At 64.5% G+C, this 26634-nt stretch carries 25 protein-coding genes and 1 tRNA gene; 7 read left to right on the top strand and 19 right to left on the bottom strand.

What is annotated here, in order from left to right:
• Nucleotides 1–65: 65 nt before the first annotated feature.
• Complete coding sequence (locus HL666_RS13440) at nucleotides 66–1046, bottom strand: YiiX/YebB-like N1pC/P60 family cysteine hydrolase (protein ID WP_172181869.1); 981 nt, start codon at nucleotides 1044–1046, stop codon at nucleotides 66–68.
• A gap of 191 nt (nucleotides 1047–1237) precedes the next feature.
• Between HL666_RS13440 and HL666_RS13445 the strand changes: the two genes are divergently transcribed.
• Nucleotides 1238–2644: a flavin monoamine oxidase family protein gene (locus HL666_RS13445; RefSeq protein WP_172181871.1), complete on the top strand. Its 1407-nt coding sequence runs from the start codon at nucleotides 1238–1240 to the stop codon at nucleotides 2642–2644.
• A gap of 272 nt (nucleotides 2645–2916) precedes the next feature.
• Here the strand turns inward: HL666_RS13445 and HL666_RS13450 are convergent, their stop codons facing one another.
• The 7 genes from HL666_RS13450 to rpmI all read right to left on the bottom strand — a co-directional run bounded on the left by HL666_RS13450 (nucleotide 2917) and on the right by rpmI (nucleotide 9577).
• The gene (locus HL666_RS13450) at nucleotides 2917–3861 is read right to left on the bottom strand and encodes an MBL fold metallo-hydrolase (protein ID WP_172181873.1); all 945 of its coding nucleotides are present in this window, start codon (nucleotides 3859–3861) and stop codon (nucleotides 2917–2919) included.
• Nucleotides 3862–3893: 32 nt separating this feature from the next.
• Complete coding sequence (locus HL666_RS13455) at nucleotides 3894–4670, bottom strand: sulfite exporter TauE/SafE family protein (RefSeq protein WP_172181875.1); 777 nt, start codon at nucleotides 4668–4670, stop codon at nucleotides 3894–3896.
• Entirely contained in the window at nucleotides 4667–7075 is a 2409-nt protein-coding gene (gene pheT / locus HL666_RS13460; protein WP_172181877.1) for a phenylalanine--tRNA ligase subunit beta, read from the bottom strand. The genes HL666_RS13455 and pheT overlap by 4 nt, the downstream gene beginning before the upstream one ends.
• Nucleotides 7072–7557, bottom strand: a complete 486-nt coding sequence (locus HL666_RS13465; protein WP_172181879.1) for an endonuclease domain-containing protein — start codon at nucleotides 7555–7557, stop codon at nucleotides 7072–7074. The genes pheT and HL666_RS13465 overlap by 4 nt, the downstream gene beginning before the upstream one ends.
• Nucleotides 7558–7712: 155 nt before the next feature.
• Complete coding sequence (gene pheS, locus HL666_RS13470; protein ID WP_172181881.1) at nucleotides 7713–8795, bottom strand: phenylalanine--tRNA ligase subunit alpha; 1083 nt, start codon at nucleotides 8793–8795, stop codon at nucleotides 7713–7715.
• A 144-nt stretch (nucleotides 8796–8939) separates the two neighbouring features.
• Nucleotides 8940–9299, bottom strand: coding sequence for a 50S ribosomal protein L20 (gene rplT / locus HL666_RS13475; protein WP_172113603.1), 360 nt, complete (start codon nucleotides 9297–9299; stop codon nucleotides 8940–8942).
• Nucleotides 9300–9376: 77 nt separating this feature from the next.
• Entirely contained in the window at nucleotides 9377–9577 is a 201-nt protein-coding gene (gene rpmI, locus HL666_RS13480; RefSeq protein WP_008539890.1) for a 50S ribosomal protein L35, read from the bottom strand.
• A 264-nt stretch (nucleotides 9578–9841) separates the two neighbouring features.
• Between rpmI and HL666_RS13485 the strand changes: the two genes are divergently transcribed.
• The gene (locus HL666_RS13485) at nucleotides 9842–10207 is read left to right on the top strand and encodes a hypothetical protein (RefSeq protein WP_172113602.1); all 366 of its coding nucleotides are present in this window, start codon (nucleotides 9842–9844) and stop codon (nucleotides 10205–10207) included.
• Nucleotides 10208–10279: 72 nt separating this feature from the next.
• On the opposite strand, the gene infC is transcribed toward HL666_RS13485, so the two are convergent.
• The gene (infC, locus tag HL666_RS13490) at nucleotides 10280–10819 is read right to left on the bottom strand and encodes a translation initiation factor IF-3 (RefSeq protein ID WP_172113690.1); all 540 of its coding nucleotides are present in this window, start codon (nucleotides 10817–10819) and stop codon (nucleotides 10280–10282) included.
• Nucleotides 10820–11142: 323 nt separating this feature from the next.
• On the opposite strand from infC, the gene HL666_RS13495 reads away from it, so the two are divergent.
• The gene (locus HL666_RS13495; RefSeq protein ID WP_172181883.1) at nucleotides 11143–11928 is read left to right on the top strand and encodes an alpha/beta hydrolase; all 786 of its coding nucleotides are present in this window, start codon (nucleotides 11143–11145) and stop codon (nucleotides 11926–11928) included.
• 11 nt (nucleotides 11929–11939) lie between these two features.
• On the opposite strand, the gene queG is transcribed toward HL666_RS13495, so the two are convergent.
• Together queG and HL666_RS13505 are read right to left on the bottom strand one after the other, a co-directional pair.
• Nucleotides 11940–13118: a tRNA epoxyqueuosine(34) reductase QueG gene (gene queG, locus HL666_RS13500; protein ID WP_172182294.1), complete on the bottom strand. Its 1179-nt coding sequence runs from the start codon at nucleotides 13116–13118 to the stop codon at nucleotides 11940–11942.
• Entirely contained in the window at nucleotides 13067–13759 is a 693-nt protein-coding gene (locus tag HL666_RS13505) for a glutathione S-transferase family protein (protein WP_172181885.1), read from the bottom strand. The genes queG and HL666_RS13505 overlap by 52 nt, the downstream gene beginning before the upstream one ends.
• Nucleotides 13760–14116: 357 nt before the next feature.
• On the opposite strand from HL666_RS13505, the gene HL666_RS13510 reads away from it, so the two are divergent.
• The gene (locus tag HL666_RS13510; RefSeq protein WP_172132561.1) at nucleotides 14117–14923 is read left to right on the top strand and encodes an undecaprenyl-diphosphate phosphatase; all 807 of its coding nucleotides are present in this window, start codon (nucleotides 14117–14119) and stop codon (nucleotides 14921–14923) included.
• A gap of 120 nt (nucleotides 14924–15043) precedes the next feature.
• Here HL666_RS13510 and HL666_RS13515 read toward each other — a convergent pair whose 3' ends face one another.
• Nucleotides 15044–16012: a complex I NDUFA9 subunit family protein gene (locus tag HL666_RS13515; RefSeq protein ID WP_172181887.1), complete on the bottom strand. Its 969-nt coding sequence runs from the start codon at nucleotides 16010–16012 to the stop codon at nucleotides 15044–15046.
• Between the two features lie 225 nt (nucleotides 16013–16237).
• On the opposite strand from HL666_RS13515, the gene HL666_RS13520 reads away from it, so the two are divergent.
• Nucleotides 16238–16324 (top strand) — tRNA-Leu (locus HL666_RS13520).
• Nucleotides 16325–17296: 972 nt separating this feature from the next.
• Here HL666_RS13520 and HL666_RS13525 read toward each other — a convergent pair.
• The 4 genes from HL666_RS13525 to HL666_RS13540 all read right to left on the bottom strand — a co-directional run bounded on the left by HL666_RS13525 (nucleotide 17297) and on the right by HL666_RS13540 (nucleotide 21402).
• Nucleotides 17297–18907, bottom strand: a complete 1611-nt coding sequence (locus HL666_RS13525) for an ORC-CDC6 family AAA ATPase (protein ID WP_172181889.1) — start codon at nucleotides 18905–18907, stop codon at nucleotides 17297–17299.
• Between the two features lie 12 nt (nucleotides 18908–18919).
• Nucleotides 18920–19564, bottom strand: coding sequence for a hypothetical protein (locus tag HL666_RS13530; protein WP_172181891.1), 645 nt, complete (start codon nucleotides 19562–19564; stop codon nucleotides 18920–18922).
• Between the two features lie 326 nt (nucleotides 19565–19890).
• The gene (locus tag HL666_RS13535; RefSeq protein WP_311975762.1) at nucleotides 19891–21009 is read right to left on the bottom strand and encodes an NAD(P)-dependent oxidoreductase; all 1119 of its coding nucleotides are present in this window, start codon (nucleotides 21007–21009) and stop codon (nucleotides 19891–19893) included.
• A gap of 6 nt (nucleotides 21010–21015) precedes the next feature.
• Nucleotides 21016–21402: a hypothetical protein gene (locus tag HL666_RS13540; RefSeq protein WP_172181895.1), complete on the bottom strand. Its 387-nt coding sequence runs from the start codon at nucleotides 21400–21402 to the stop codon at nucleotides 21016–21018.
• A gap of 192 nt (nucleotides 21403–21594) precedes the next feature.
• On the opposite strand from HL666_RS13540, the gene HL666_RS13545 reads away from it, so the two are divergent.
• The gene (locus HL666_RS13545) at nucleotides 21595–21945 is read left to right on the top strand and encodes a hypothetical protein (protein ID WP_172113593.1); all 351 of its coding nucleotides are present in this window, start codon (nucleotides 21595–21597) and stop codon (nucleotides 21943–21945) included.
• A 609-nt stretch (nucleotides 21946–22554) separates the two neighbouring features.
• Here HL666_RS13545 and HL666_RS13550 read toward each other — a convergent pair.
• The 3 genes from HL666_RS13550 to HL666_RS13560 all read right to left on the bottom strand — a co-directional run bounded on the left by HL666_RS13550 (nucleotide 22555) and on the right by HL666_RS13560 (nucleotide 25464).
• A complete protein-coding gene (locus HL666_RS13550) occupies nucleotides 22555–23847 on the bottom strand; it encodes a TRAP transporter large permease (protein WP_172113592.1) in 1293 nt (430 codons plus the stop codon).
• A complete protein-coding gene (locus HL666_RS13555; RefSeq protein WP_172113591.1) occupies nucleotides 23838–24383 on the bottom strand; it encodes a TRAP transporter small permease in 546 nt (181 codons plus the stop codon). Before HL666_RS13555 ends, HL666_RS13550 begins: the two co-directional genes overlap by 10 nt.
• 109 nt (nucleotides 24384–24492) lie before the next feature.
• Nucleotides 24493–25464, bottom strand: a complete 972-nt coding sequence (locus HL666_RS13560) for a TRAP transporter substrate-binding protein (RefSeq protein WP_172113590.1) — start codon at nucleotides 25462–25464, stop codon at nucleotides 24493–24495.
• Nucleotides 25465–25967: 503 nt separating this feature from the next.
• On the opposite strand from HL666_RS13560, the gene HL666_RS13565 reads away from it, so the two are divergent.
• Nucleotides 25968–26582 carry a ribonuclease D gene (locus HL666_RS13565; protein ID WP_172113589.1) on the top strand — a complete coding sequence of 205 codons (615 nt, stop codon included), beginning with the start codon at nucleotides 25968–25970 and terminating at the stop codon, nucleotides 26580–26582.
• Nucleotides 26583–26634 lie beyond the last annotated feature (52 nt).

A 26634-nucleotide genomic window follows, 5' to 3' on the forward strand; every position in this document is an offset into this window, starting at 1 on the left:
CGGACGGAACGAGCGGCCATCACCTGCGCGTGCTCGGTTCCAGCTCATGCTCCACTAGCAAGAACTCAAACCACAGCCTTGTCGCGGCGTCTGGTGGCCGGACGCGGCGCAATCTTCCGCACGGGCTCGGCGACGAGGAAATGCTCGCTGACAACCAGCCGCTCGCTCACCTTCTCGACCCTCACTTCCTCAGCCTCAACCGGCTGCGCCGCTTCTTCGTCAGCCGCTTCAGGAACGAGCGGCGGCGATGTGACGGCTCCTGGAAACACGGCGAACTCGCCCGCTACCTCCGCGAGCGGCTTCTGCTTGTCGGCCCAGTGGAGCGTGGTGTAGTCGAAGCCGTTGACGATGGTCGGTTTGACGATCTCGAAATACGGCGAGATGTCGAAGTCGCGCGGCATGTACAGCGATGAATCGCGGATGTGCAGGATCTCGCGCTTGGCCCGCCGCGACGGCGCGCGCGTAATCTTCGGCAGGATCGGATAGCGGACGGCGTCGAATGCCTGCGCGATCAGGGCCGAGCAGATCATCTTGGTCGGATCGCCCGAGCCCAGCGCGATCATGCGCCGACGCCAGCGTTGCGGGATCGGCATTGGAATCAGATAACGCATCAGGTCGACGATGTTCTTGGTGTCGTAGCCGAAGCCGATGCGGTTGATGGCGTAGCGGCAGACCGTGTGGCGATCCTCGTAGGTGAGGCCGACGGGCCGGCAGACGCGCGTATGATAGGCGAAGTATTTCGACAACGGCGCCGAGATCACGCCGTCGCCGACATAGGCCTCGACCAGCACATGTGGCTCGCCGTCCGGCTCGACAGCGCCGTCGATCGGACCGACATAGAGCGCGGCATGCGACCAGGTCGACTGTGTCAGGTATTTGATGATGCCGGAAATGCGGCTGTTGCCTTCGACCAGCAGCACGTCGCCGGGCTGAACGTCCTTGCGCAGATAGTCGGGATCACTGGGCGTGAACGGCTCATAGCCCGGGATCTCCTTCTGGAGATAGGCGGCAATCAGCCTGCCAATCTGATCGAGCACGATACCCATAACGCTCCCCGGGCGGTCCTTGCCGGCCGCCTGCTTATCCCTTCTTCCATGATGGTCGATTGCGGTTGCAATTTGGTTCATAGTCGAAGCGTCGCAGACGGTATCACGTTTACCATCCCGGTTGCCGCAGCGCGATAGATGCGGCAAATTCGACGAATTCGCTGCCTTCAAAAGCTTTCGGAAACCATCTCATGAACTTCACGCGCCGCGGCTTTCTCTCTGCGTCCGCGGGGCTTGCCGCCATGCCCGTCTTCCGCAGCGCGCAGGCGGCAGTTCCACGCGAAGCTGACATCGTCGTGATCGGGGCGGGAGCTGCGGGCATCGCTGCGGCTCGCCGTGTCGTGGCCGCCAATCGCAAGGTGATCCTGATCGAAGCATCGCCGCAGATCGGCGGCCGCTGCAGCACGGATGCAGCGACGTTCGGCCTGCCGTTCGATCGCGGTGCGCGCTGGCTGTTCAATGCCGACAGCAATCCGATCGGCAAGCTCGCCCGCGGTGTTGGCGTCGACGTCGTGGCAGCGCCCATCGGCCAGAAGATCCGCGTCGGCCGCCGCAACGCGCGGCCCGGCGAGACCGAGCAGTTCCTCGCCGGCCTGGTGCGCGCCAACCGCGCCATCGACGAGGCCGCGCGCGGCAAGCTCGATACGTCCTGTGCGGCGGCGCTGCCCAAGGACCTCGGCGACTGGGGGAACACCACAGCCTTCGTGCTCGGCGCCGGCGCGACCGGCAAGGATCTCGCTGATCTTTCGGCCATGGACAAGGCGCGTGCCCAGGACCGCAGCGCCCCGCTCGCGTGCCGCCAGGGTTTGGGCACGCTGGTCGGCAAGCTCGGCGAGTCGTTACCGGTGTCGCTGTCGACGCCGGCAACGCGCATCGTGTGGAGCAACCGCGAGGTCGCCGTGGAAACGCCAGCGGGACGGATCGCAGCGCGCGCCGTCATCCTCACGGTATCGACGAACGTGCTCGCGTCGGGCGCGATCAAGTTCACGCCGGAGTTGCCGAAGCGTCAGCTCGAGGCCGCGGCGAAGCTGAGCCTGGGCAGCTATGATCACATCGCATTGATGCTGTCGGGCAATCCGCTCGGCCTGTCGCGCGACGAGGTGATCGTCGAGCAGAGCAACTCGAACCGGACGGGCTTGTTGCTCGCCAATATCGGCGGCTCCTCGCTGTGCACCGTCGACGTCGCCGGCAGCTTTGGCCGGGATCTCTCCACGCAGGGCGAGGCCGCAATGACGGCCTTCGGCAAGGAGTGGATCGGCAAGCTGTTCGGCAGCGAAGCGGCCGCCGCAGTGAAGTCGTCGTCGGCCACCCGCTGGAATCAGGTGCCGGGCGTGCTCGGCGCGATGTCCGCGGCTGCACCCGGTGGCCAGGGCGCGCGCAAGATCCTCGGCGAGCCGCTGGGGCCGTTGTTTGTCGCCGGCGAAGCGACGCATGAGACGCTGTGGGGCACGGTCGACGGCGCCTGGGACTCCGGGGAGCGCGCCGCGGAAGCCGCGCTTCGCCGTATCGGTGCGTTGAAGGATTCCGAGCCGGAGCCGACGAGCGAGCGCCAGCGTGGTCGTCGTCGCAAGGTGAGGTCGGCCTCGCCGGAAGATTGATCTCGGACGCAGCGCTAAGATCGCAACCAAGATGTGGTGGGAGTGACTGCGCGCTCTCGCCTTGTAGGAGAGGGCATGTAGGAAGGTGCAGCAGGCTCGGTTGAGTGAGGGGTCTCTCACCACGAATGTCACTGACCGAGAGAGACCCCTCACCCGATCGCGTGCGTGGATCTGTCGGAGACCCTCTCCCACAAGGGGAGAGGGCGCATGCATGACGATCGCACCGCCATCTTGAGCCGTACTTCGACTGAAATTTGTAGTTCTAAGATCAATTACACCGGCAGCTTCAGCTCCATCAGGTCCTTCGCGACGACGATGCGGCCCGTGTAGTTCTTCTTCACGTCGCGGGTCCAATCCTCGTCGGTCACCTCGGGATCGTCGCCCGGCACGAAGTGACTGAGCACAAGCACCTTGACACCGGCCGCAGCCGCGATGCGACCCACGTCCTCCGTTGTGGTGTGGCTATCCAGCAGATGCTTCTTCAACGTCGATCCGTTCTTGGTCTTGAGGACGAGACGGTCGACCGCCGGCACGTAGAGACATTCGTGCACCAGCACGTCGGCGCCCTTGGCGAACTCCGCGAGCTTCGGGTTGTAGGCGGTATCGCTGGAGAACACGATGGTGCCGTCCGGCGTCTCGAACTTGTAGGCGAAATTATCGGTGATCGGCGGATGCGGCGTGCGGAACGCGGTCACCGTCACGTCGGCCGTCTTCACGACGACGCCGTCGGTGTCGATATCCTTGGCAGTCAGCAGCGGCCTCGGATCTGGCCGGCCCTCGTCATCGATGCGGGTGTCGACGTCGAACTTGTTGGTCTCCCAGAAGCTCCGCGTCATCGCCTCCAGGCCTTTCGGTCCGAACGACTGGATCGGCGTCGACAGCCCCGCGGCCCAGGCGTTGTAGAACAGATTGCCGTATTCCAGATTGTGATCGGAATGATGGTGGCTGATGAGGATGTATTTGATCGACGGGATCGGCACGCCGGCGCTGACGAGCTGGCGGCTGACGCCCATGCCACAATCGATGACGAACGGAGTGCCGTTGACGACGACGAGATTGGCGGGGTTCGAGGCACCGACACCGACGCGCGGCCCACCCTTGGTGCCGAGGAATACGATGCGTGTTCCGGTCTTGGCGCCTTGTGCGAACACCGACGGCGCCGCGATGGCCCCGGCTGAGCCCAACGCAAGCGACAGCATCGTTCGACGATTGATCATGGCGTCCTCCCGCGGGTCTCGCGGCGCGGAGGCTAGCCCCGGCCGAGCACGCCGTCGAGGGCCGGAAGTCCAAAGATCACGGCGATCGCGATCAGCGCATAGCAGATGATGCGGAACACGCGCTCGCTGGCGCGGCCGAACAGTGCGGCGCCGAAAGCGACGCCGACCGCGTAGACCGGCCCGATGAGCAAAGAGAGCTTGAGCGAGTCCCAGGTGATCAGGCTACTGGCGGCATAGCTGACCATCGCGAAGCCGTCAGAAGCACCGAAGAACAGCACGATGTTCGCGCGCGCGACCTTCGGCTCGATCGGCCGTCCCAGCCAGTAGCCGACGATCGGCGGGCCGCCGGTCTGCGCCACGCCGCTGCAGAAACCGGAGACGGCGCCGACGGCGACCGACAGCACCGTGTACGCCTTGCCGCGATAGCGCCAGCCGGAGAGCAGCAGCGCGAGAAGCGCGATCACGAAGCCCGTGATGATCCAGCGCACCGTCACCGGATCGAGCCGGGTGAGGAACCAGGTGCCGAGTGGCACGCCGACCAGGGCGCCGGCGACGATGACGGCGGTCGCCTTGCGATCGGCCTCGCGCCATGCGGCCGGCACGGTCGGTGCCATCGAGACGAAGTCGATCACCAGCAACAACGGCGCGACGAGGCGGGGCGTAGCAAAACTGCTCGCGAGCGGCATGAAGATCAGCGCCGCGCCGAATCCGGAGAAGCCGCGCGCGGTCGCTGCGATCAAGGCTGTGATCGCCAATGCGACCGTCGCGAACAGGTCGAGGTCGGACGGAATGAGCCCGGACAGGCTCATCCGCGCAACGTGCCGCCGGTCTTCTTGGCGACGTCCGCCGTGATCTTCGCCGCGACGCTGTCGATCTCCTCGTCCGTCATCGTCTTGTCGCGCGGCTGCAAGGTCACGGCGATCGCGACGGACTTCTTGCCCTCGTCGATGCCCTTACCCTCGTAGACGTCGAACACGGTGACGTCCGTGATCAGCTTCTTGTCGACGCCCTGCGCCGCACGCACGATGTCGCCGGCCTTGACCCTGCGATCGACGATGAAGGCGAAGTCGCGCGACACCGGCTGGAACGCCGAGAGCTCCAGCACCGACTTGGCGCGCGTTGGCTTCGCCTTGGCCGCGGGGATGCGATCCAGGATGACCTCGAAGGCAACCAGCGGACCGTCGGCCTTCAGCGCTTCCAGCGTGCGCGGATGCAGCTCGCCGAAATGCCCGAGCACGTTCTGCGGGCCCATCTGGATGGTGCCGGACCGTCCCGGATGCATCCAGGCCGGCCCGCCGGCAACGATCTGGAGCGAGGCCATCGGTGCGCCGGCCGCGGCGAGGACCGCGAGCGCGTCGGCCTTGGCGTCATAGGCATTCGCCGCCTGCGAGCCGCTCCAGTGGCGGCCGAGTCCCTTGGAGGACGCCATGCCGCGGCGAATGCCGCTGGCGGCCACGAACTGATCCTCCGGGCGATCGCCCTTGAAGATCTGCCCGACCTCGAAGATCGCGACGTCACCGAAGCCGCGATCGGCATTGGCCTGCACGGTGGTGATCAGGCCCGGCAGCAGGCTCGGGCGCATGTCGGAAAGATCGGACGCGATCGGATTGGCAAGCGCGAGCTCGGCCTTCCCTCCGCCGAACAGTTCGGCCGCGGGCTTGGAGATGAACGACCACGTCACCGCTTCGACCATGCCGCGCGCCGCCAGCGCGCGCTTGGCGCGGCGGGTGCGCAGCTGCAGCGGCGTCAGCACCGGCTTGCGTGGCGCGTCGCCGCGCTCGAACGGCGTCATCGGCACCTTGTCGACGCCGACGATGCGGACGATTTCCTCGACGATATCGGCCTTGCCGTGCACATCGCTGCGCCACGAGGGCACCGCGACCTTCACGACCGGGCCGGTGCCGGCCAGCGTGAAGCCGAGATGGGTCAGGATCCGCCGCATCTCCGGGAAGGGCACCTCGATGCCGGCGAGACGCTTCACCTCGGTGACGGGGAAGTCGATGATGCGGTCATCGCCATAGGCGTTGCCGACGACGACGGTCTCGGACGGCGTGCCGCCGCACAGATCGAGCACGAGCTTGGCCGCCATTTCCAGGCCCGGCACCATGAAGGCCGGATCGACGCCGCGCTCGAAGCGGTAGCGTGCGTCGGAGTTGATGCCGAGCTTGCGGCCGGTCTGGGCGATGTTGATCTCGTTCCACAGCGCCGATTCGATCAGCACGTCGGTGGTATTCTCGTCGCAGCCCGAGGCCTCGCCGCCCATGATGCCGGCCAGCGACTCGACGCCGGAATCATCGGCGATCACGCACATCGTCGGGTCGAGCGTGTAGGTGCGGCCGTCGAGCGCCAGCAGCGTCTCGCCATCGCGGGCGCGGCGGACGACCAGGTTGCCGTTGACCTTCTTGGCGTCGAACACGTGCAGCGGGCGGGCGCGGTCGAACGTCATGTAGTTGGTGATGTCGACCAGCGCGTTGATCGGACGCAGTCCGATCGAGGTCAGGCGCTGCTGCAGCCATTTCGGCGAGGGGCCGTTCTTGACGCCGCGCACCAGCCGCAGCGCGAAGCCGGGACACAGCTTCTCGTCTTCGACCGTGACGGCCACGGGGCAGGGAAATTCGCCCTTGATCGGCTTGATGCCGGGCTCTTTGAGCTTGCCCATGTCGGCGGCGGCGAGGTCGCGGGCGATGCCGTGCACGCCCGTGCAGTCCTGGCGGTTGGGCGTCAGGTTGATTTCGAACATGGGATCGCCGAGCCCGGCCCATTCGGCGTAGGGGGTGCCGATCGGCGCATCCGCCGGCAGCTCCATGATCCCGTCGTGATCGTCGGAGATCTGCAGCTCGGCGGCCGAGCACAGCATGCCGCGGCTCTCGACGCCTCTGATAGTGCCGACCGACAGCGTGATGTTCTTGCCGGGGATGTAGGTGCCGGGCGGCGAGAACACGGATACGAGGCCCGCGCGCGCATTCGGCGCGCCGCAGACGACCTGCACGGGCGCGCCACCGTCGCCGGTGTCGACCATGCAGACGCGCAGCCGATCCGCATTCGGATGCTGCTCGGCGGAGACGACGCGCGCGATCTTGTAGGGCGCGAGCAGCTTCGCCTTGTCCTCGAGATGCTCGACCTCGAGGCCGATCATCGTGAGCTTGTTGGCAAGTTTCTCCACCGGCTCATCGGTGTCGAGATGGTCCTTCAGCCAGGACAGCGTGAATTTCATGGCTGCATGCCTCGGGTCTTGCTGTTGTTCGTATCGGGTGTGTTGTCTTTGCCGCTTGCACCGTCCTCTCCGCTCCCTCCCCCCTTGTGGGGGAGGGCCGGGGAGGGGGGTAAGCCGCGGGCGCGATCGGCGAGAGCCTTGCGGATTGCTTCAACGACGCCTTCCAAGTTCGACGTCACCTGCTCGTTGGTGAAGCGAAGCACCTGGAAGCCTTCGACTGCAAAGAACGCATCGCGCTCGGCGTCTCTTGCCTGTCGCTCGACGAAATCGTGCGACTCGCCGTCGAGCTCGACGACAAGTTTTGCCGAGAAACAGACGAAGTCGGCAATGTAGTTGCGAAATGGCACCTGGCGGCGAAAGCTTGCGCCGTCAATTCGGTCCGCCTTGATGTAGCGCCACAGCAGGGTTTCGGCGCGCGTCATCTCCTGGCGAAGTTGCTTCGCTCTTCTGCGCTGGCGCTCGTTGACAACTGCGTGCGGCATCCGGGGCTACCCCCCTCCCTGGCCCTCCCCCACAAGGGGGGAGGGAACGGAGAGACCGGTGGCTGTCGAAGCAAGCGCGTGGAAAGTCCGGCCCTCCCCCGCAAGCGGGAGAGGAAGTCTCAGCGTCTGCTGGGAGACAGCGAGGCCGGCAACGCTCACGTGCTCAGCCCTCCCGCCAAGGTCGGCACCTCCAGCGGCTTGAAGCCGTAGTGCGACAGCCAGCGGACGTCGCCCTCGAACAGCTGGCGCAGGTCGCTCATGCCGTATTTCAGCATCGCGATGCGGTCGATGCCCATGCCCCAGGCGAAGCCCTGGTACTCGTCGGGATCGATGCCGCAGGCGCGCAGCACGTTCGGGTGCACCATGCCGCAGCCGAGAATCTCCAGCCAGTCCTCGCCCTCGCCGAAGCGGATCTCGCCCTTGTCGCGGCGGCACTGGATGTCGACCTCGAGCGACGGCTCGGTGAACGGGAAGAACGACGGCCGGAATTTCATGTTGATGTGGTCGACCTCGAAGAACGCCTTGCAGAACTCGTGCAGGATCCATTTGAGGTGGCCGAGATGCGAGCCCTTGTCGATGACGAGGCCCTCGACCTGGTGGAATTGCGGCGTGTGGGTCGCGTCCGAATCGATGCGATAGGTGCGGCCCGGGCAGATCACGCGGATCGGCGGCTTCTGGCTCAGCATCGTCCGCACCTGCACCGGCGAGGTGTGGGTCCGCAGCAGCATGCGCGAGCCGTCCGGCTTCGGATTGAAGAAGAACGTGTCGTGCATCTCGCGCGCCGGATGGCCTTCCGGGAAGTTCAGCTTGGTGAAGTTGTAGTCGTCGGTCTCGACATCGGGACCTTCCGCGATCGAGAAGCCCATGTCGGCGAAGATCGTGGTCAGCTCGTCCATCACCTGGCTGAGCGGATGGATGCGGCCGGTCTCAGCCGGCGAATCCTGCAGCGGCAGCGTGACGTCGATGGTCTCGGCCGCGAGCCTCGCGTCGAGCGCCGCGGCCTTGAGCACCTCGCGGCGCGCGGTCAGCGCCTGCGTGACCTTGTCCTTGGCAAGGTTGATCGCAGCGCCCTGCGTCTTGCGCTCGTCCGGCGACATCTTGCCGAGCGTCGCCAGCAGCGCCGAGATCGAGCCCTTCTTGCCGAGGGCGGCGACGCGGACCGCTTCGAGCGCCCCTTCGTCGCCGGCGGCGGCGATCTGGTCGAGGATCGAGGTTTCGAGCGAGGCGAGGTCGGACACGGTCAAAATCTCCGCGGGACAAAAGGCGGCTGGGTTGTCGCCGCGACGGCGACAGGGGTCAAGCGAAAGCAGCGATGTAATCGGACAGCAAAAAGCGGCCGAGAGCGTCGGCCGCTTTTGAAGTCCTCACGATGCGGAAGGCGATCAGGCGGCGAGCGCCGCCTTGGCCTTCACAACGATCGCCTCGAACGCGGCGGGCTCGTTGATCGCGAGATCCGACAGCACCTTGCGGTCGACGGTGATGCCGGACTTGGACAGGCCGTCGATAAATCGGCTGTAGGTGAGCTCGAACGGACGCACGGCGGCATTCAGGCGCTGGATCCAGAGCGCGCGGAAGGTCCGCTTCTTGCGCTTGCGATCACGGAACGCATACTGGCCGGCCTTCTCGACGGCCTGCTTGGCGGTGCGGATCGTATTCTTGCGGCGGCCGTAATAGCCCTTGGCGGCCTTGAAGACTTTCTTGTGCTTGGCGTGAGCGGTCACACCGCGTTTGACGCGAGACATGACGGAAATCCTTGGATTCAGAGATGACGATCAGCCGCGGCTTTGAGGCGGCCAGGGTTTCGGAAGCGAGTGGCCGGTCAGGCGTTCGGCAAGAAGTACTTCTTGACGTTGTCGCCGTCGGTCTTGAACAGCACGCGGGTGCCGCGCAGCTGCCGGATCTGCTTCTTCGTCCGCTTGATCATGCCGTGGCGCTTGCCGCGCTGGGCGTGCATCACTTTGCCGGTGGCAGTCACCTTGAAGCGCTTTTTGGCGCCGGATTTGGTCTTCAGCTTGGGCATTTGGCTCTCCTTAGATTGCCAACGGCAAGCCGCCCGCGAGAGCGGCGCCATCCGGCGAAAATGCTCGTTAGAGCGTTGGTTGTGCTCAGGTTTCGGGTCCAAACGAGGACCCACCCGCACAGGGACATCGCCACGGCAGCCCTTGATCAGCCGGGCGACGAAGGCCGCGCTTATGCCAGAGACGGTGGCGCTTGGCAACGTCGAACCATGGAATCAGCTATTCCGACCCATGATCAGCTTCCGTTAACCAAGCGAGGTCCGCTCATGGTCCGCATCGTCCGCTTCACTGCCGCCGCCGTCCTGGCCGCGGCTGCAATCGTGCCTTCCGCTCCGGCTCGCGCCGCCGGCTTCGACGGTCCCTGGACCGTCCTGATCATCACCGAGGCCGGCAGCTGCGACCAGGGCTACAGCTTCCCGGTGCAGATCAGCGGCGGGCGTGTGACCTCAGCGGGCTCCGCCAACATCACCGGCACGGTCGGCCGCGGCGGCGCCGTCACGGTGCGGGTCTCACAGGGCGGCTCCTCGGCCAGCGGTAACGGGCGGCTGGGCGCGACCTCGGGTTTCGGCCGCTGGAGCGGCAAAGGCTCGGCCGGGACCTGCAGCGGGCGGTGGCAGGCGACGCGGTCCTGATCTGGCCGCTCCAAGAGAAAAGCCCGCCAATCGCGTGGCGGGCCCGGTTTGGCGCGTTGGTATCCCGTGGGCCTAGCGCGGGGCCAGCACCATGACGACCTGACGGCCCTCGAACCTGGCGTCCTGCTCGACCTTGGCGAACGCCGCCACGTCGGACTTCACCTTGTCGAGCAGCTTGGTGCCGATCTCCTGGTGCGCCATTTCGCGGCCGCGGTAGCGCAGGGTGATCTTGACCTTGTCGCCCTCTTCGAAGAAGCGCTGCATCGCCCGCATCTTCACGTCGTAGTCGTGGTCATCGATCATCGGACGGAGCTTGATCTCCTTGATCTCGACGACCTTCTGCTTCTTGCGGGCCTCGGCGGCCTTCTTCTGCGCCGAATATTTGTACTTCCCGTAGTCCATGATCTTACAGACGGGAGGCGAATTGTTCGGCGAAATCTCGACCAGGTCCATGCCGGCCTCGGCCGCCATCTTGATCGCGACAACGGTCTCGACGACACCACGGTTGGTGCCTTCGGCGTCGATCAGCTGGATCTGCGCATTGCGAATCTCATCATTGGTGCGCGGCCCGTCTTTGACGGCAGCGGGCGGGGCTCGATTGGGGCGGCGAATGGGTAGTTCTCCAAGGTTGTGGAAGAAGGCGGCTAGTTTGAAGGAAGATGCCTTTGCGGGCAAGGTCGCGCGTGCTCGGTGCGTCGAAATTCCGCCCCGTCCTCGCGGCACTTGCGTCGCACGCGCAGTCAGCGTGACGGCTTATTCCCCCAAAAGGGACCAGCCGGCCGGGACGGCGCTCACGTGCGCGGGCCGAGCCTTGTGGTTCCGCCCGGGGACATAGAGTGCGCGCATCGCTTTCGCAAGCCGCACGGTATCCCCGCGACCGGATTGACGGAAACGGCCGGCTCGCCCACACAACGTTCGCCATCGGGTAACGATCCATGAACCAAGCAATCGAATCGACCGATCTCCCTGCCTTCATCGCTGTCGGCGCCGGCGAGCAGTCGCGCCAGATCGCGGTGCGGGCGCGTCCGGGCAGGCCGCCGGGGCTGTTTTGGCTCGGCGGCTTCAATTCCGACATGAAGGGCACGAAAGCGCTGGCGCTCGACGCCTGGGCGGCCGAGCGCGGCCGCGCCTGCGTCCGATTCGACTATTCCGGCCATGGCGAATCCGGCGGGCGCTTCGTCGACGGCACCATCGGCTGCTGGCTCGAGGAGAGCGTGGCCGTGTTCCGGCAGTTCTGTCGCGGGCCGCAGGTGGTGATCGGCTCGTCGATGGGCGGCTGGATGGCGCTGTTGCTGGCGCGCGAGCTGTTGAAGCAGCCGGGCGAGGCTTCGCTGGCCGGCCTGGTCCTGATCGCCCCGGCGCCCGACTTCACCGAGGAGCTGATGTGGAAGGGCTTCTCTCAGGAGATCCGGACCGAGATCGAGACCAAGGGCGTCTGGATGCGCCCGTCGGAGTATGGCGAGCCCTATCCGATCACGCGGGCGCTGATCGAGGACGGTCGCAACCATCTGTTGCTTGGCAGCGCCATCAATGTCGGTTGCCCGGTGCGCATCCTGCAGGGTGCGCAGGACCCGGACGTGCCCTGGCAGCATGCCTTTGCGCTGACCCACCGTCTGCCGGCCGAGGATGTGGTGCTGACCATGATCCAGGATGGCGACCACCGGCTGTCGCGGCCGCAGGACATTGCGCGCATGCTGGCGGCCGTCGGCGAGATGGGCTGAGGCGACCGTCGTCAGCATCGCATTTGCCACTCCGCGCGGACACTGTCGTCGGCCTCCGTTGCCAGTGCGCCGGTCGCACGTTGGGCAAATGAGGCCGGGTCGAGCAGCTGACCGAGCGCCCAGGCAGCGGCGCCGCGCACCAGCGGATTCGGATCGGCGGTCAGCCGCTCGGCGGCCGGCAGCAGCGCCACGTCGCCGGAGTTACCGATCGCGATCAGCACGTTGCGCAGGAAGCGGTCGCGGCCGATCCGCTTGACCGGCGACTTCGTGAACAGCGCGCGGAACGCGGCGTCGTCGAGCGACGCCAGCTCGGCCAGCGCGGGCGCCCGCAGTTGCTCGCGCGCTGCCAGCTTCGCCTCACGTCCCACTTGGGCAAACTTGTTCCACGGGCAGGCGGCGAGGCAGTCGTCGCAGCCATAGATGCGGTTGCCCAGCGCATGGCGGAACTCGGTCGGGATCGGCCCCTTGTTCTCGATGGTCAGATAGGAGATGCAACGCCGGGCATCGAGCCTGTAGGGCGCGGGGAACGCCGCCGTCGGGCAGCTGTCGAGACAGGCCCGGCACGAGCCGCAATGATCCTTCTCCGCCGCGTCGGCCGGCAACTCCAGCGTGGTGTAGATCGCACCCAGGAACAGCCAGGAGCCGAAGCCTGACGACACCAGGTTGGTGTGCTTGCCCTGCCAGCCGAGGCCGGCCGCTTCGGCCAGCGGCTTCTCCATCACGGCGGCGGTGTCGACGAACACCTTCACGTCGCAGCCGGCCTGCGCCACCAGCCAGCGCGCCAGGGTCTTCAGGTGCTTCTTGATGACGTCGTGGTAGTCGTCGCCGCGGGCATAGACCGAGATCGCGGCGCGGCTGCGCCGGGCGAGGATCGCACGCGGATCTTCGTCCGGCCCGTAATTGACACCGAGCATGATCACCGAGCGAACCTCGCGCCACAGCGTCCTCGGATCGGTGCGCCGCGAGGGCTCGCGGGCGAGCCAGTCCATGTCGCCGTGCCGGCCCTCGGCAAGGAAGCGCTCGAAGGCAGCGATGCGCTCGGGGCTCACCACCGGCGCGGTGATGCCGACGCAATCGAAGCCGAGCTTCAGCGCCTCGGCCGCCAGCGCCGCCTTCAGGGCGTCTGGCGCGTCTCCGCTCAGAAGTCGAGGTCCACATAGGTGCGGGATGCCGGCACGCCCGCCAGCCAGTCCGACAGCAGCGGACGGAACGAGGGTCGCGACTTGACCCGCGCGTACCATGCCTTGGCGGCGTCGTCCTCGATCCATGGCACGTCGCCGAGATAATCGATCGCGGAGAGATGCGCGGCGGCGGCGAGGTCGGCATAGGTCAGGCGGTCGCCGGCCAGGAAATTGCGCCGTTGCGCCAGCCAGCCGATATAGGCGAGGTGATAGCGCACATTGGTCTTGGCGGCGCGAATCACGTCGGTCGCCGGCGGCCCGCCGCCGTCCTCCTCGTTCATGAAACGCTTGTAGATGCGCTCGGTGACGAGCAGGTTCGAGGCCTCCTCGAAGAACTTGGTGTTGAACCAGTCCATCAGCCGGCGCACCTCGATGCGCTCGGCCGGCGAGGTCGGCATCAGCCGGCGGTCGCCCGCATCCGGCCCGCAGGTCTCATCCATGAACTCGGCGATCACGCCGACGCCGGGCACCGCGGGCATGCCGTCGACCGAGAGCACCGGCGTCGTGCCGGCCGGATTGAGCACGAGAAACGCCTCGCGGCGCTCCCAGGCGCGTTCCTCCACCAGGCGCAGGTCGAGCCCGTACTCGCCGAGCACCAGCCGGACGAAACGCGAATGCGGACAGAAGGGATGGTGGTAGAGCGTGTACATGGAGCCTTTCGACGATTCCGCGGTGACTGGCGCTTAACGAACAATCAAGCATCGGTTCGCACCGAGTCCTGGTCCCGATACCGGCGCACGGCGGCTTTGCGAATCGGACCATTAGCGCATGGTCGGCGAAAGTGTAAGCAGTAGGGCGACGGGCCGGCATGCGGGAAACGGCGTGTCCGGGACCGCGAATCACCCCGCCGGATCCGCGTTCCGGCGTCACCTCTTGCTGATTCGTATTGCCGACGGCGCGCCGGTTCATTCATCCGATGTGGCCGCTCGCAGCGCTTTTTGCAATTGCGGGCGGCAGCCGAATAGGCGAGAAGGGCGGCGTTTTGCCGGCAATCATGGATCGGATCAATGATGTCAGATACGCTGCGGGCGGTGCTTCTCGGCATCATCGAGGGCGTCACCGAGTTTCTTCCCGTGTCCTCGACCGGCCATCTCCTGCTTGCGGAACGTTTCTTCGGGCTCGGCGATGAAGGCTTCTGGAAGAGCTTTGCGATCCTGATCCAGCTCGGCGCCATCCTCGCGATCGTCGCGCTGTACTTCTTCAAGCTGTCCCGCGTCGCCATCGGCGCGCTGACGAACCCTGACGACCGCCGCTTCATCATCGGCGTGCTGATCGCGTTCCTGCCCGCGGTCGTCGTCGGCCTCATCGCCGGCAAATACATCAAGGCGCTGCTGTTCGATCCCTGGGTCGTGTGCTTCTCGCTGATCGTCGGCGGCGCCATCCTGCTGTGGGTCGACCAGATCGACCTCAAGCCGCGGGAGCACGACGCCACGCGCTATCCGCTGATGATGTATCTGTGGATCGGCGTCGCGCAGTGCATGGCGATGATCCCCGGCGTGTCGCGCTCCGGCGCCACCATCGTGGCGGCGATGCTGCTCGGCGGCGACAAGCGCTCGGCCGCGGAGTTCTCCTTCTTCCTGGCGATCCCGACCATGGTCGGCGCCTTCGTCTACGACTTCTACAAGAGCCGCGCCGAGATGACGTCCGATCACCTCGGTCTCATCGCGATCGGCTTCGTCGTCTCCTTCATCACCGCGATGATCGTGGTGAAGGCCTTCCTCGGCTACGTCACCCGCCACGGCTTCGTGCTGTTCGCCTGGTGGCGCGTGATCGTCGGCACGCTCGGCCTGATCGCGCTGGCGCTGGGCAAGTAGCTCTCCGCTCTGTCCGCCGTCATTGCGAGCGAAGCGAAGCAATCCAGGGCTACGCCGCGCGGCTCTGGATTGCTTCGTCGCTTCGGTCCTCGCAATGACGGCGGTTAACAGGTGTGCCCCTCACGCATTCTTGCGCTGAAACTGGCCCGCCGGGCGGAAGCGCCAGAGATATTGCGGGGCGACCGCCTCGAGCGAATCCGGATTGATGCCGAGGCCCTGCAACGTGAGGCCCGCCGCCTTTGCGGCCTCCGACACCACGTTGTCGTGGCGCAGCAGTTCGACCTGGTCCGGCGTCAGCTTCAGTGGCCCCGGCGCGAATTGCAGGAAGGTGGCCTGCAGCTTCGCCAGCCCGAACGGCAGCGGCAGCAGCGGACGGTCGCGGTCGGTGATGTCGAGGATGATCTTGAGGATCTCGCGGAAGCTCAGCACCTCCGGGCCACCCAGCTCATAGGCCGCGCCCGGCTGCGCCTTGCCGTCGACGGCCTCCGCGACGGCGGTCGCGACGTCGCCAACATAGACCGGCTGCATCCTGGTCTCGCCGCCGCCGACCAGCGGCAGGAACGGCGCGATGCGGGCGAGGCCCGCGAAGCGGTTGGTGAACTGGTCCTCGGGGCCGAACACCACGGACGGCCGCATGATGACCGCCTCAGGCACCGCGGCCAGCACGGCGGCCTCGCCGGCGGCCTTGGCGCGGGCGTAAGCAGATGCCGATTCAGCATCGGCACCGATCGCCGAGACGTGCACCATGCGCGCGCCGGCAGCGGCCGCGGCCTTGGCAACGGTGGCGGCGCCCTCGGCCTGCACGGCATCGAAGGTCTGCGCACCGCTCTCGGTCAGGATGCCGACGAGGTTGATCGCGACATGGCTGTCGCGCAGCGCCGCCGCGACCGAGTCGGGATAGCGCAGATTGGTCTGCACGGTGTGGATCTGGCCGACCCGGCCGAGCGGCTGCAAATGGCCGGCGAGCTCCGGCCGGCGCACCGCGACGCGGATGCGATAGTCGCGTTTGGCCAGCGCCCGGACGACGTTGCGGCCGACGAAGCCGGAGCCGCCGAACACGGTGACGAGGGTGTCCAGATTCGATGCCATTGGGATCATTCCTGGGATAGCCGGGCGGTCGATCCGCCCCGGACGAGAAGCCTGTCAGCGGCGATTCGCACCCCGCGGCCCGCCATCTTGCGCCGTTGTATAGCCCATCGTCCGCATTGCGGAAAAGGGAGCCGTGTTTTTGCGCCTGGGGTGAGAAAAATTGTCATCTTGGGCTCCGAGCGGTTTGACAAGCCGCCGTTCGATCCGTACACACCGCCTCCACATGCCCAGGTGGCGGAATTGGTAGACGCGCTGGCTTCAGGTGCCAGTGGCTTAACGGCCGTGAAGGTTCGAGTCCTTTCCTGGGCACCACGCTTCGCTCTTCGAGCTTCGCGTGGCGCCGCCGAGATCAAGGCTCGGCTTTTAGAATTTCCCCTGACATCCCGAAGATGCTGACGGCGCATGATATGTCGCTCATGCGAACAGGCATTGTCGCGCATTGCGGCTGACGCTTTGAGCTCGGTTTCGATTTTGGGATGTCGGGGCGGCCGCGAGCTCCCACCCTCCCCTGGAGGGGGAGGGTCGATCGCCCGCGAAGCAGGCGAGCGGGGTGGGGTGATCTCTCCACGCAGGCCAGCGCCAGAGGAGAGATCACCCCACCCCGCCTCACGTTTCGCTTCGCTCTCCGTGAGGCGACCCTCCCCCTCCAGGGGAGGGTGGGCACCGCCTTCGTGTTGAATGATCACCATGACCGCCGTGGTCTTTCTCGTTCAGGCAAGACCTGTCAGCCTCGCGACGCATCCGCGCCCGAGCTGTGCTGATCGTCTCGCCCTCGAAATTCTGAGGGCGCAGGGAGAGCCGGGTGCCGACTGCACCCATGGCCCGCCAGCGAGAAAAACTGCTGGCGGCAGGAACCACAGGTACGCGCCGGATCATCCGGCCCTCCCTGCGCAACGGTTTTAACGGCTGCTTCGCGTTCTCCCTGGTGCGCCGGCTTGCTGGCCACCATCCCCACGCGAAGCCAAAGCTCCGCCGTGAGTTGATATCAGCATCGGGATATCAGGACCGCGCGACTTGACCGTGCGTGCATCCTTGTTCGTCCGCGCGATTAGCTCACGCTGCAACGACACACGCCCATCGCATCCCACTGCCAACGTCTCGTGACGGTCGCGACACGCCCCTCATGCGGCAGCAGGGACGCGCGGAAATGTGCAGGTGATTTGCCCGACGGCGCAAGGGCCGATGCTGCGACAGACTGGCACGACGGGCAGTTTGGCGATGGGTGGTATGCGGGGGAGCAGTCGCGTTGCCTCTATACGAAAGCCGAGCTAATTAATGAGCACGCTAGCCAGAAAGATACTCAAGCACGGCAGCGATTGCAGCGTTGCGCATGCGCCGTGCCCTGACATCTCCAACGTAAAGCGCTTCTTTCAGCTTTTCTTCAGTTGCATCGAGAACTTCTCCGACCGTCTTTAGGCCCAGTTCTGTGAGCTTTCCCTTTTGCCAATCGGACAAGTCGAGGACATCGATCGACTTGCCAAGCTGCACGCTAAGTGCCGAGACGCGAGGTTCCTTTGTTGCGCTTAACCCGTCGTCGATAAGTGGCTTATAGGATGAATGATTCGAGCCGAGCTCGGTCATACGCTTGGGACCCAGTCCTTTCGCAATGTCGAATGCTGTCGAAGCTGGGAATGACTCAAGCGCGAATAGGCAACCCAAATTTACAATATATCGGGTGCCAATTTCTGCCCGAGTCGCCTTTATTCCTGACCCTTGTTCGCTCACGACACCTGTATATGACAGAACCCGTAGTGCTTCCTTGACCGTCTCAGGCGCATCCCTGTGAATCCAAAAATACGCGCTGGTCGTCTTATCGGTCGCCAGATATTGGTCATTCTTCGACTTGATTTCCGGAAGAACAATGGACTCAAGAAATTGACGTCCCCAATCAATAACAGCCCTATGCCCCGGGTACTTCTCGGCCAGCGAAGAATGTTCGGCCCAGATCTCCGTTCGATAATAAGTCCTGATCACCTCATTGACTTCCGCTGAGTTCACGGTCGGTGCCGCTGAAATTGTCTTCAGAAGCAAGCGTGGATTGCCAGACGCGGCGTACGCCAGGACAGCAAAATTCTTTCCATTCTGCAAAATTTTCTTAGAAACTGCACTGTCGGCCTGCCTCTCGACAATCTCTCTCATGCTTTCGATGTAAGTAGGAGCTAAGACATCTCTATCCAGTGAGATCATTGTGGCGTCGTGCGCCGGCTGAAATGTCTCTCCAAAGCTTGTCACCCCTGGATATACTGCTGCGTTGCAGGTGATACAGTGGCTTCTTAGGTCCCGGAATAGCGTGAAAAACTCGCGCTGCTGTTCAGGCACAAAAATGTGAGCCGCTTCGTCAATAAGAAGCGAAAATCGATCGATCTGCAGTTCGTTACTTAGGTCCTCTAGCGCATCCTTCAGAGTGTCGGTCGAGGGTATCGCATCAGGATCGATTAGTAGGGCGGGATTCTTCCAGGACTGTTCGTAGGCATCGGCGATGCGCTCAATGTTAGACAGTGTGGCTTCAGACGACGCATCCTCCCCCAGCAGTACCTTAGCAATCTGCGGAACTTTGCTTAGGAGGCCGGCCTTCATCAGAGACCGGATAATGGCCGAACAGATTCTCGCTAGCATCCAATTCTTGAACTGCATTGGGTCGCTAGATTGAAGCAGCGAGCTTCGTACAAAACTTATATAGATAGGAAATATGCGGTCGACTTCAAAGTTCTCGTTGAGTTCGCTCTGCGCAACCCTTAACAAAAACGACTTTCCGACTCCACGGCTGCCTACCAAGATTGTTGGATTTCGGCTTTTAAGGGCGCTGATTGTTGACCGGTCTTGTCGACTTTCAACAAAGTATTTCGTCACCTCGTCGGGCTTAATATCCTCTGTCCGAAAGAAAAATTCCGACATTGTACGAATTCCTCAGCGGTAGACCGCCTGAATGGCGGGGAGAGTACCAAGACTGTCGAGAAAAATATCTTCAAGGCGATTCAGGTTCTCTGGACTAAGCGATCCTAAAAAGCGCGACGCGAATGCAAAGATAACGCAGAGCCGGATCGTGTCTGCGAGACTGGCCCACTCTGCAAGGGTCTCCTTTTCGAATCCTGTTGGCGTTCCATTCGGCAGGTGTGTATGCACATTTCCATGAACATGCTCTGAGCATTCGCGGTAGGCTTTTTGAGCAAGTGCAGAGTACTGTTTAGCCGAGTTCGACAGCTCCGGTTGAAACGCGGACATGAATGCAGCGCCGAATACCCCATTATCTTCATGTATTAGCGTACTCCAAACAATGTCCGATCGATTGGCTAGCCAGAGTCGTAGTTTGAGTTCCGATGCTGAAAACTGTATTGATGCAAGTGAAAGCTCGAAGAACAGTCTTAAGCTTATAAACGCATGACGATAGTTGGCGGAAGCAAGCGCGCAGAGCGAGAAGTGATACTCGCGGATTGCAAGTAAGAAAACGTCCGCCTCCGGACGTGCGCTAATCGTGCTGTGCAACAATTCAAAGTCTGACATAAAATTGTGCGATCGATTGAAGGATGACAGAGCGTCTTCGTCGCTCGCCATCGCTCGTAGATGCTCTAGGCTTCGTTCAATCACTGACTTATAATGGCTTATAGAATTCATGTCGCTCGCCCCGGATTGTAACAAGTATCAAGGTGGCTGGATTGCGCGAAGAAGTCGGACTGCCGATTCGACTAAGTCGTTTGATGCCTGAACCGAGCTTTCTAGGATTTTGAGCTGGAATTAATGCTGTCGGGAATCAATCGAAGCAGAGTGTATTGCCCCCTATTTAGGCGTTTTTGCCTGAACGGCCATATCATATGAGGTTCGGCCAGTACGATCACTGCCCGAATACGTGAGATTGGCACCCACAAAGTCCGATCGGCGGCTCATTCCATCCGTGACGCCGCGATCACGCGCGCCAGGACCGGCCAATACAGATCGCCATACCCCGCCTCGATCGCCTCTCCGAGCCGTCGCTCGGCGAGCTCCGCGCCCGGCAGATCGATCTGCACGGACTTGGCGAGATCGAGGGCGTAACCGATGTCCTTGCGCGCATATTCGGTCGAGAACGCGCGCTCGGGAAATGTGTCGGGCAGCATCGCCTTCATGCCGTGGTTGCGCAGTGCGAAGCTGTCGGCGGAGCCCTTGGCGAGGGTCTCGAACAGCAGCGTGGGATCGAGGCCGGCGCGCTTGGCGGTCTCCAGCGCTTCGCCGAGCGCCACCACGGTCTGCATCAGCACCATGTTGTTGAGGATCTTCACGACCTGGCCGGCGCCGACGCCCCCGCAATGGGTGATGTCGGTGGCGAACATCGCAATCAGCGGCCGCAACCTCTCGAACGTGGCCGAGTCGGCCCCCACCATCACGCTCAAGGTGCCGTCCTCGGCCGCCTGCCGGGTGCGGGCGATCGGTGCGTCGGCGTAGGCGGCGCCCTTGGCCGCGAAACGCGCCGCGAGCTCGCGGGTGGCCTGCACCGGCGAGGTGCCGAGGTCCACAATGGTGTGACGCGCCTCGGCGTGTCGGAGCAGGCCGTCGTCGCCGTCGCATACGGCCTGGACATGCTTGCCGCTCGGCAACGCCATGAAGATCAATTCCGCCTCGCGCGCCAGCTCCGCGAGCGATGTGGCTCTGACGACGCCGACCGCGGCGAGTCTCTGCAGCGGTGCATCCGCGCGATCGAAGCCGAGCACCGTGGCGCCGGACTTGAGAGCGAGATTGCGGCACATCGGCTCGCCCATGACGCCCAAACCGATGAATCCGATTGCGCCCATTGCAAGTTCCTCTTCATTGGGCCCTGACCATCTCGACGATGGTCGCCAGCGCTGCCGGTTGGCGGAGTCACGCTCGGAATAGTCGTCTGAATACTCGCCGGTGTCGATCGAGCAAACGACCTGCCGGTGATGTCGGCAATGCGGATCTGGATCGAGAGCGGGGCGCCGCGCGCCGGACCGTGACCCGAACCGACGCGGGTGGCAAACCCATGAATCTGCCGCGATCAGGGCAATGGCCGCCTACTCGGTCTCCGCCTCGCCGCTGACGCCCAGCCGGCGCAGCATCACCGTCAGCGCGATCGCCGGCAGCATGATCCACAGCGTGAAATCATCCGGATGGCGCAGCGCGCCCAGTGTGGCGTGACGGGCGAGGAAGCGTCCGAGCGCCGTGCGGCGCGAGGTCACGCTGCGCAGCAGCAGCGGGACGCCAAAGACAAAGGCCAGGATGACGATCGTCATCGCCAGCGGCCATCCGCCGGGAAACCGGTCGACGCCGCGGGCCGCGAAGCCCACCAGCAGCAGCACGCCGACCAGCGTCACCACGCCGCCGCACAGGCCGGAGGCGACACGGATGAGCAGGTCGTCCCGCATCAGCTCGCGGTCGACCTGGCTGATCAGCTGCTTCATGGCCTTCGCTCCAAGCGCGCGGTTACAGTGAACCGCGATCGTCACTCGAATTCGTGTCGGGAGCACGGTGCAGGTTCGACGCGGGCGTCGCTGTCGGGTGAGCGGCGGCGATGCCGAGCCCTGCGATCTCAGATTGCCGAAGGTAGCATTCTCCCGCTCGGGCTCTGGAGCGCCGTTCGCCAGCCGATCTCATTGTCTCGTTCGCTGTCACGGACACATCCGTTCGGCGCCGGCGGCGCCTATGTCGAGATCGTGAGCCGGCCGACCTTCGCGAGCTTCCGCCATCGCCCGTATTGCAAGGGCGACGCTGCGCATGTCTCCCTGGCGATGATCCCGAACTCGAAATACGACAGCAATTTCGAGACGACGATGCGCGGCATCACAGCGGAGCGCGCGGTCGAGCTGATCAGCGACGCCGGCAAGCGCCGTTTTCCGCTCACGCTGGCGGCGCTGGAGGCCGCGCCGCAGGGGCCCCAGACCTCCGTCCAGATCGTCGGCGCGACCATGGCGGATCTGCAGGCGGCCAAGCGCATCGAAATTTAGGATGACGGGCTCGGCAAGCTCGAATCCGAGCTGCTGATGGGGCTGCAGTTCGACCTCGCAGGCGACCGCCGCAAGATCGGCATCGTCGCGCGCTCCTGTGGGAAGCGAGAGGCGGCGGCGATTTCGTCACTCAGCCGGGCCGTCCAGGCTCCGAGCATGTTGTGCGACCCTCCCCTGGAGGCCAGGGCTATCGCATATGACGATCGAGGTTATGCGCTTGTCTCTCTCCGCGTCGTCATGGCCGGGCTTGTCCCGGCCATCCACGTCGTCCGGCATGCTGAGAACGACGTGGATGCCCGGGACAAGCCCGGGCATGACGGAGTAACTCACGTGCAGGATCGCTCGCGGCGCGACAACCCCGCATCTCTATGTTCGATAGCCCTGGCCTGGACGGGGGGGAGGGTCGGTTCAGCTGCGCGAAGCGCAGGTGAGCCGGGGTGGGGTGATCTCTCCACGCGCACCGGTTTCCGCGGCTTCACCCCACCCCGCTCGCCCGCTTCGCGTGCGATCGACCCTCCCCCTCTAGGGGAAGGTGAGATCGAGGATGTCGCTGTCAGCAAACCATCGCATGCGCGGTTCGCCGGCCGAAGCCGGCGAACCTTGAGAACGCTACCCCTTATACCCCATCAGCAGCCGCGGCAGCCACAGCGAGAAGCCGGGAACGTAGGTCACGAACATCAGCGCGGCGATCAGGGCGCCGTAGAACGGCAGGATGGTGCGCATGACGGCGCCGACCGAGATGCCGCCGATGGCGCAGCCGACGAACTGGGTGGTGCCGACCGGCGGGGTGTTGAGGCCGAGCGCGCAGTTGATCAGCATCAGCATGCCGAACTGCACCGGGTCCATGCCCGCCTTCATCGCGATCGGCAGGAAGATGGGGGTGCAGATCAGGATCGTCGCCGCCATGTCCATGAAGGTGCCGAGCAGGAACAGGATGACGTTGATCAGCAGGAAGATGACCCAGGGCTGCGACGAGACCTTGTTCATCAGGTCGCCGGCGAAATCGGCGACTTCGTAAAGTCCCATCAGGTACTGGAACATGGTGGAGACGCCGATCAGCAGCAGCACCACGCCGGTGGTCTTCACCGCCTTGGCGGCGGCCCGCAGGAAGTTCTGCAGGGTCATGGTGCGGTAGATGAAGAAGGTCAGCAGGATCGTGTAGGTGACCGCGACGGCGGCGGACTCGGTCGCTGTGAACACCCCGGACAGGATGCCCGCCAGGATGATGCCGACGATCAGCAGGCCGGGCAGCGCCGCGGCCAACGAGCGGGCCACCTCGGACCAGCCGGGAAACTTGCCGGCGGGATAGCCGCGCTTCACGGCGACGGCGTAGGCCGCGACCAGCATGCAGACCATCAGCACCAGCGCGGGCAGGAGGCCCGCCGCGATCAGCGCGCCGATCGAGACCTTGCCGCCGGCGGCGAGCGCATAGATGATCATGTTGTGGCTGGTCGGCATCAGCGCGCCGACGAGGGAGGCGTGGGTGGTGACATTGACGGCGTAGTCGGTGTCGAACCCTTCCTTCTTCATCATCGGGATCATCACCGCACCCATCGCCGAGACGTCGGCGACCGGCGAGCCGGAGACGCCGCCGAACAAGGTGCAGGCGACGACGTTGGACATGCCGAGCCCGCCGCGGATGTGGCCGACGAGGTTTTTCGCGAGCTGCACGATCTTGTCGGCGACGCCGCCATGCAGCATCAGCTCGCCGCTGAACACGAAGAACGGGATGGCCAGGAACGAGAAGATGTTCATCCCCGACATCATCTGCTGGAAGATGACGGCGACCGGCAGGCCTTCGTAGAGAATGGTGCAGATCGCGGAGAGGCCGATCGCGAACGCTACGGGGACGCCGAGGATCAGGAAGCCGAAGAAGGTGGCGCCGAGAATGATCAGTTCCATGACGGGACGACCTCTTCACCGCGCAAGAGAGCGATGATGTGCTCGATGGAGAAGGAGACGATCAGCAGTCCGGACACGACCAGCGGGATGTAGCGGACGAGCTCGGGCAGGCCGAGATTGGCGATCTTCACGGTGCCGACGGAGGCGCCGAGGATCCAGCCATTATAGGCCATCGCAATGCCGAACAGCGCGACCAGCACGTGGATCACGAGCTCGATCTTCTCGCGCGTGGCGTCCGGCAGCATGACGAGAAGACTGTCCATGCCGATATGCCCGGCGTCGCGGACGCCGACGGCGGCGCCGATCAGGGTGACATAGAGGATCAGGACCAGCGCCAGGTTCTCGGTCCAGGTCGGGCTGGAGTTGAGCACGTAGCGGCCGAACACCTGGTAGAAGACGATGGTGACGATGACGAGCAGGCCGGCGACGGACAGATACATGCCGAGCCGCGCGATGATCGCGTTGATCCGCGACAGCGGACCGCGTGACGGGCGTCCCTCCCCGTGCTCGTGGTCTCCGACATGTGGGTCCGTCATTCCCGTCCCTCCCCTGGCTTTGCTCCGGCGCCGCCTGATGGCGACGCCGGATGTCTGTTTGTTGTTCTTGGTTGACGTCGCGACTTTGACGTCGAGACGTCGAAGTCGCTTACTTCGTGTCCTGGATGCGCTTGACGAGGCTCGAGAGCTTCTCGTCGCCGGCGAACTTCTGATACACGGGCTTCATCGCGTCGACGAATTCCTGCTTGTTGGCGACCGTCACGACCTGGACGCCGGCGGCTTCGACGATCTTGCGGGAAGCCTGCTCGCGCTCGTCCCACAGCTTGCGCATGACCGGCACGGACTCCTTGGCCGCCTTGCGGACCATCGCCTGGTCTTCCTTGCTGAGCGTGTCCCAGACCTTCTTCGACATCACGAGGACTTCCGGCGCCAGCGAGTGCTCGGTGATGTTGTAGTACTTGGCGGCCTCGAAATGGCGCGAGGATTCGTAGGACGGCCAGTTGTTCTCGGCGGCGTCGACCAGGCCGGTCTTGAGCGCGGTGTAGACCTCGCCATAGGGCATCGGGGTCGGGTTGGCGCCGAGGCTCTGGATCATGCCAACCCAGAGGTCGGACTGCTGGACGCGGATCTTCAGGCCCTTGAGGTCGGCGAGCGACTTGACCGGCGCCTTGACCGTGTAGATCGAGCGCGCGCCGCTGTCGTAATAGGCAAGGCCGATCAGGCCGGCGGGCTCCATGGCGGCGAGGATCTCGTCGCCGATCGGGCCGTCCAGCACGTTGCGCATGTGCTGGGTATCGCGGAACACGAAGGGCAGGCACAGCGCCACGGTCTCGGGTACGAAATTGTTGAGCGGCGAGGAGTTGATGCGCATCATGTCGAGCGCGCCGATCTTGAGCTGCTCGATCGTGTCCTTCTCGGAGCCCAGCGCCCCGTTCGGAAACACCTTGACGCCGAGCTTGCCGCCGCTCGCGGCCGCGAGCTGCTTGCCCATGAACTTGACGGCTTCGACGGTCGGATAGTCGGCGGGATGCACGTCGGCGGAGCGGAAATCGCGGGCGCTCGCCAAGGGCGACGAGACCGCCAGCACGGCGGCCGCAATGATCCCTGTCAGTGTCTTCATCTCGGTTTCCTCCTCATGTGATTGTGCCGTCGTTGGGCAGGTGCTGTCGGCCGCCTTGGGTCGCTCCACTCCAGATGCGAAGTCAAGCGCCATCGTCGTGCCTAGGGGGACCGGCATTTTCTGTCCAAGCCAAAGGCGGCATCGATCAATGCAAGACTTGCATCGATCGACGGAAGGCGTTCTTGCTGCGATGCAAACGGGTGGGCGGGTCCGCTCTCGCGGGGAGGTGATCGTCTCGCAGCACAACCGCGGCGACGCGGCCGGTCCGTCTCCGATGCGGGCCTTGTCCGATGCAGGTGTTGTCGATGCAGGTGTTGGGCCTCCGGTCCGGCCCTTGCGTCGGGGCGGCCGGGCTGGCATTCCCTCGACAGATCCTGGGGCCGGCGCCCCGCGCGTTTGCCGGTTGGTTACCGGCGCCGGGCTACAGCCGGCTCCTGAGCGCTTCCTGCGGCGTCGCTTCGGCCCGTCGCGTCCGACACGATTCGACCGAGGTTTTGACATCCATGACCGTCCGCCTGCACCGTGGCGACCTGCCTGATCTCTCCCGCTACACGACCTCGGTCGCGATCGACACCGAGACGATGGGGCTCAATCCGCACCGCGACCGTCTCTGCGTGGTGCAGCTGTCGCCCGGCGACGGCTCGGCCGACGTGGTGCAGATTCCCAAGGGGCACACCGACGCGCCGAACCTGAAGGCGCTGCTCGGCAATCCCGCCATCACGAAAATCTTCCACTTCGCGCGCTTCGACGTCGCGACGCTGTATCATACCTTCGGCGTGATGCCGCAGCCGGTGTATTGCACCAAGATCGCCTCGCGGCTGGCGCGCACCTATACCGACCGCCACGGTCTCAAGGACCTGGTGCGCGAGCTGCTCAACGTCGATCTGTCGAAGCAGCAGCAGTCGAGCGACTGGGGCGCCGATACCTTGAGCGAGCCGCAGCTCGCCTATGCCGCCTCCGACGTGCTGCATCTGCATGCGCTGCGCGAGAAGCTGGACGTGATGCTGGCGCGGGAAGGGCGGCTGGCGCTCGCCCAGGCCTGTTTTGCGTTCCTGCCGCACCGGGCGGCGCTCGATCTCGGCGGTTTCGAGGCCGAGGACATCTTCGCGCATTCCTGAGGCCCTTGCCCCGTTCACGATCATTAATCTCTCTTAATGATCGAGAGGGGCC

It is taken from the genome of Bradyrhizobium aeschynomenes (genome assembly GCF_013178945.1).
Lineage (GTDB): Bacteria > Pseudomonadota > Alphaproteobacteria > Rhizobiales > Xanthobacteraceae > Bradyrhizobium > Bradyrhizobium aeschynomenes.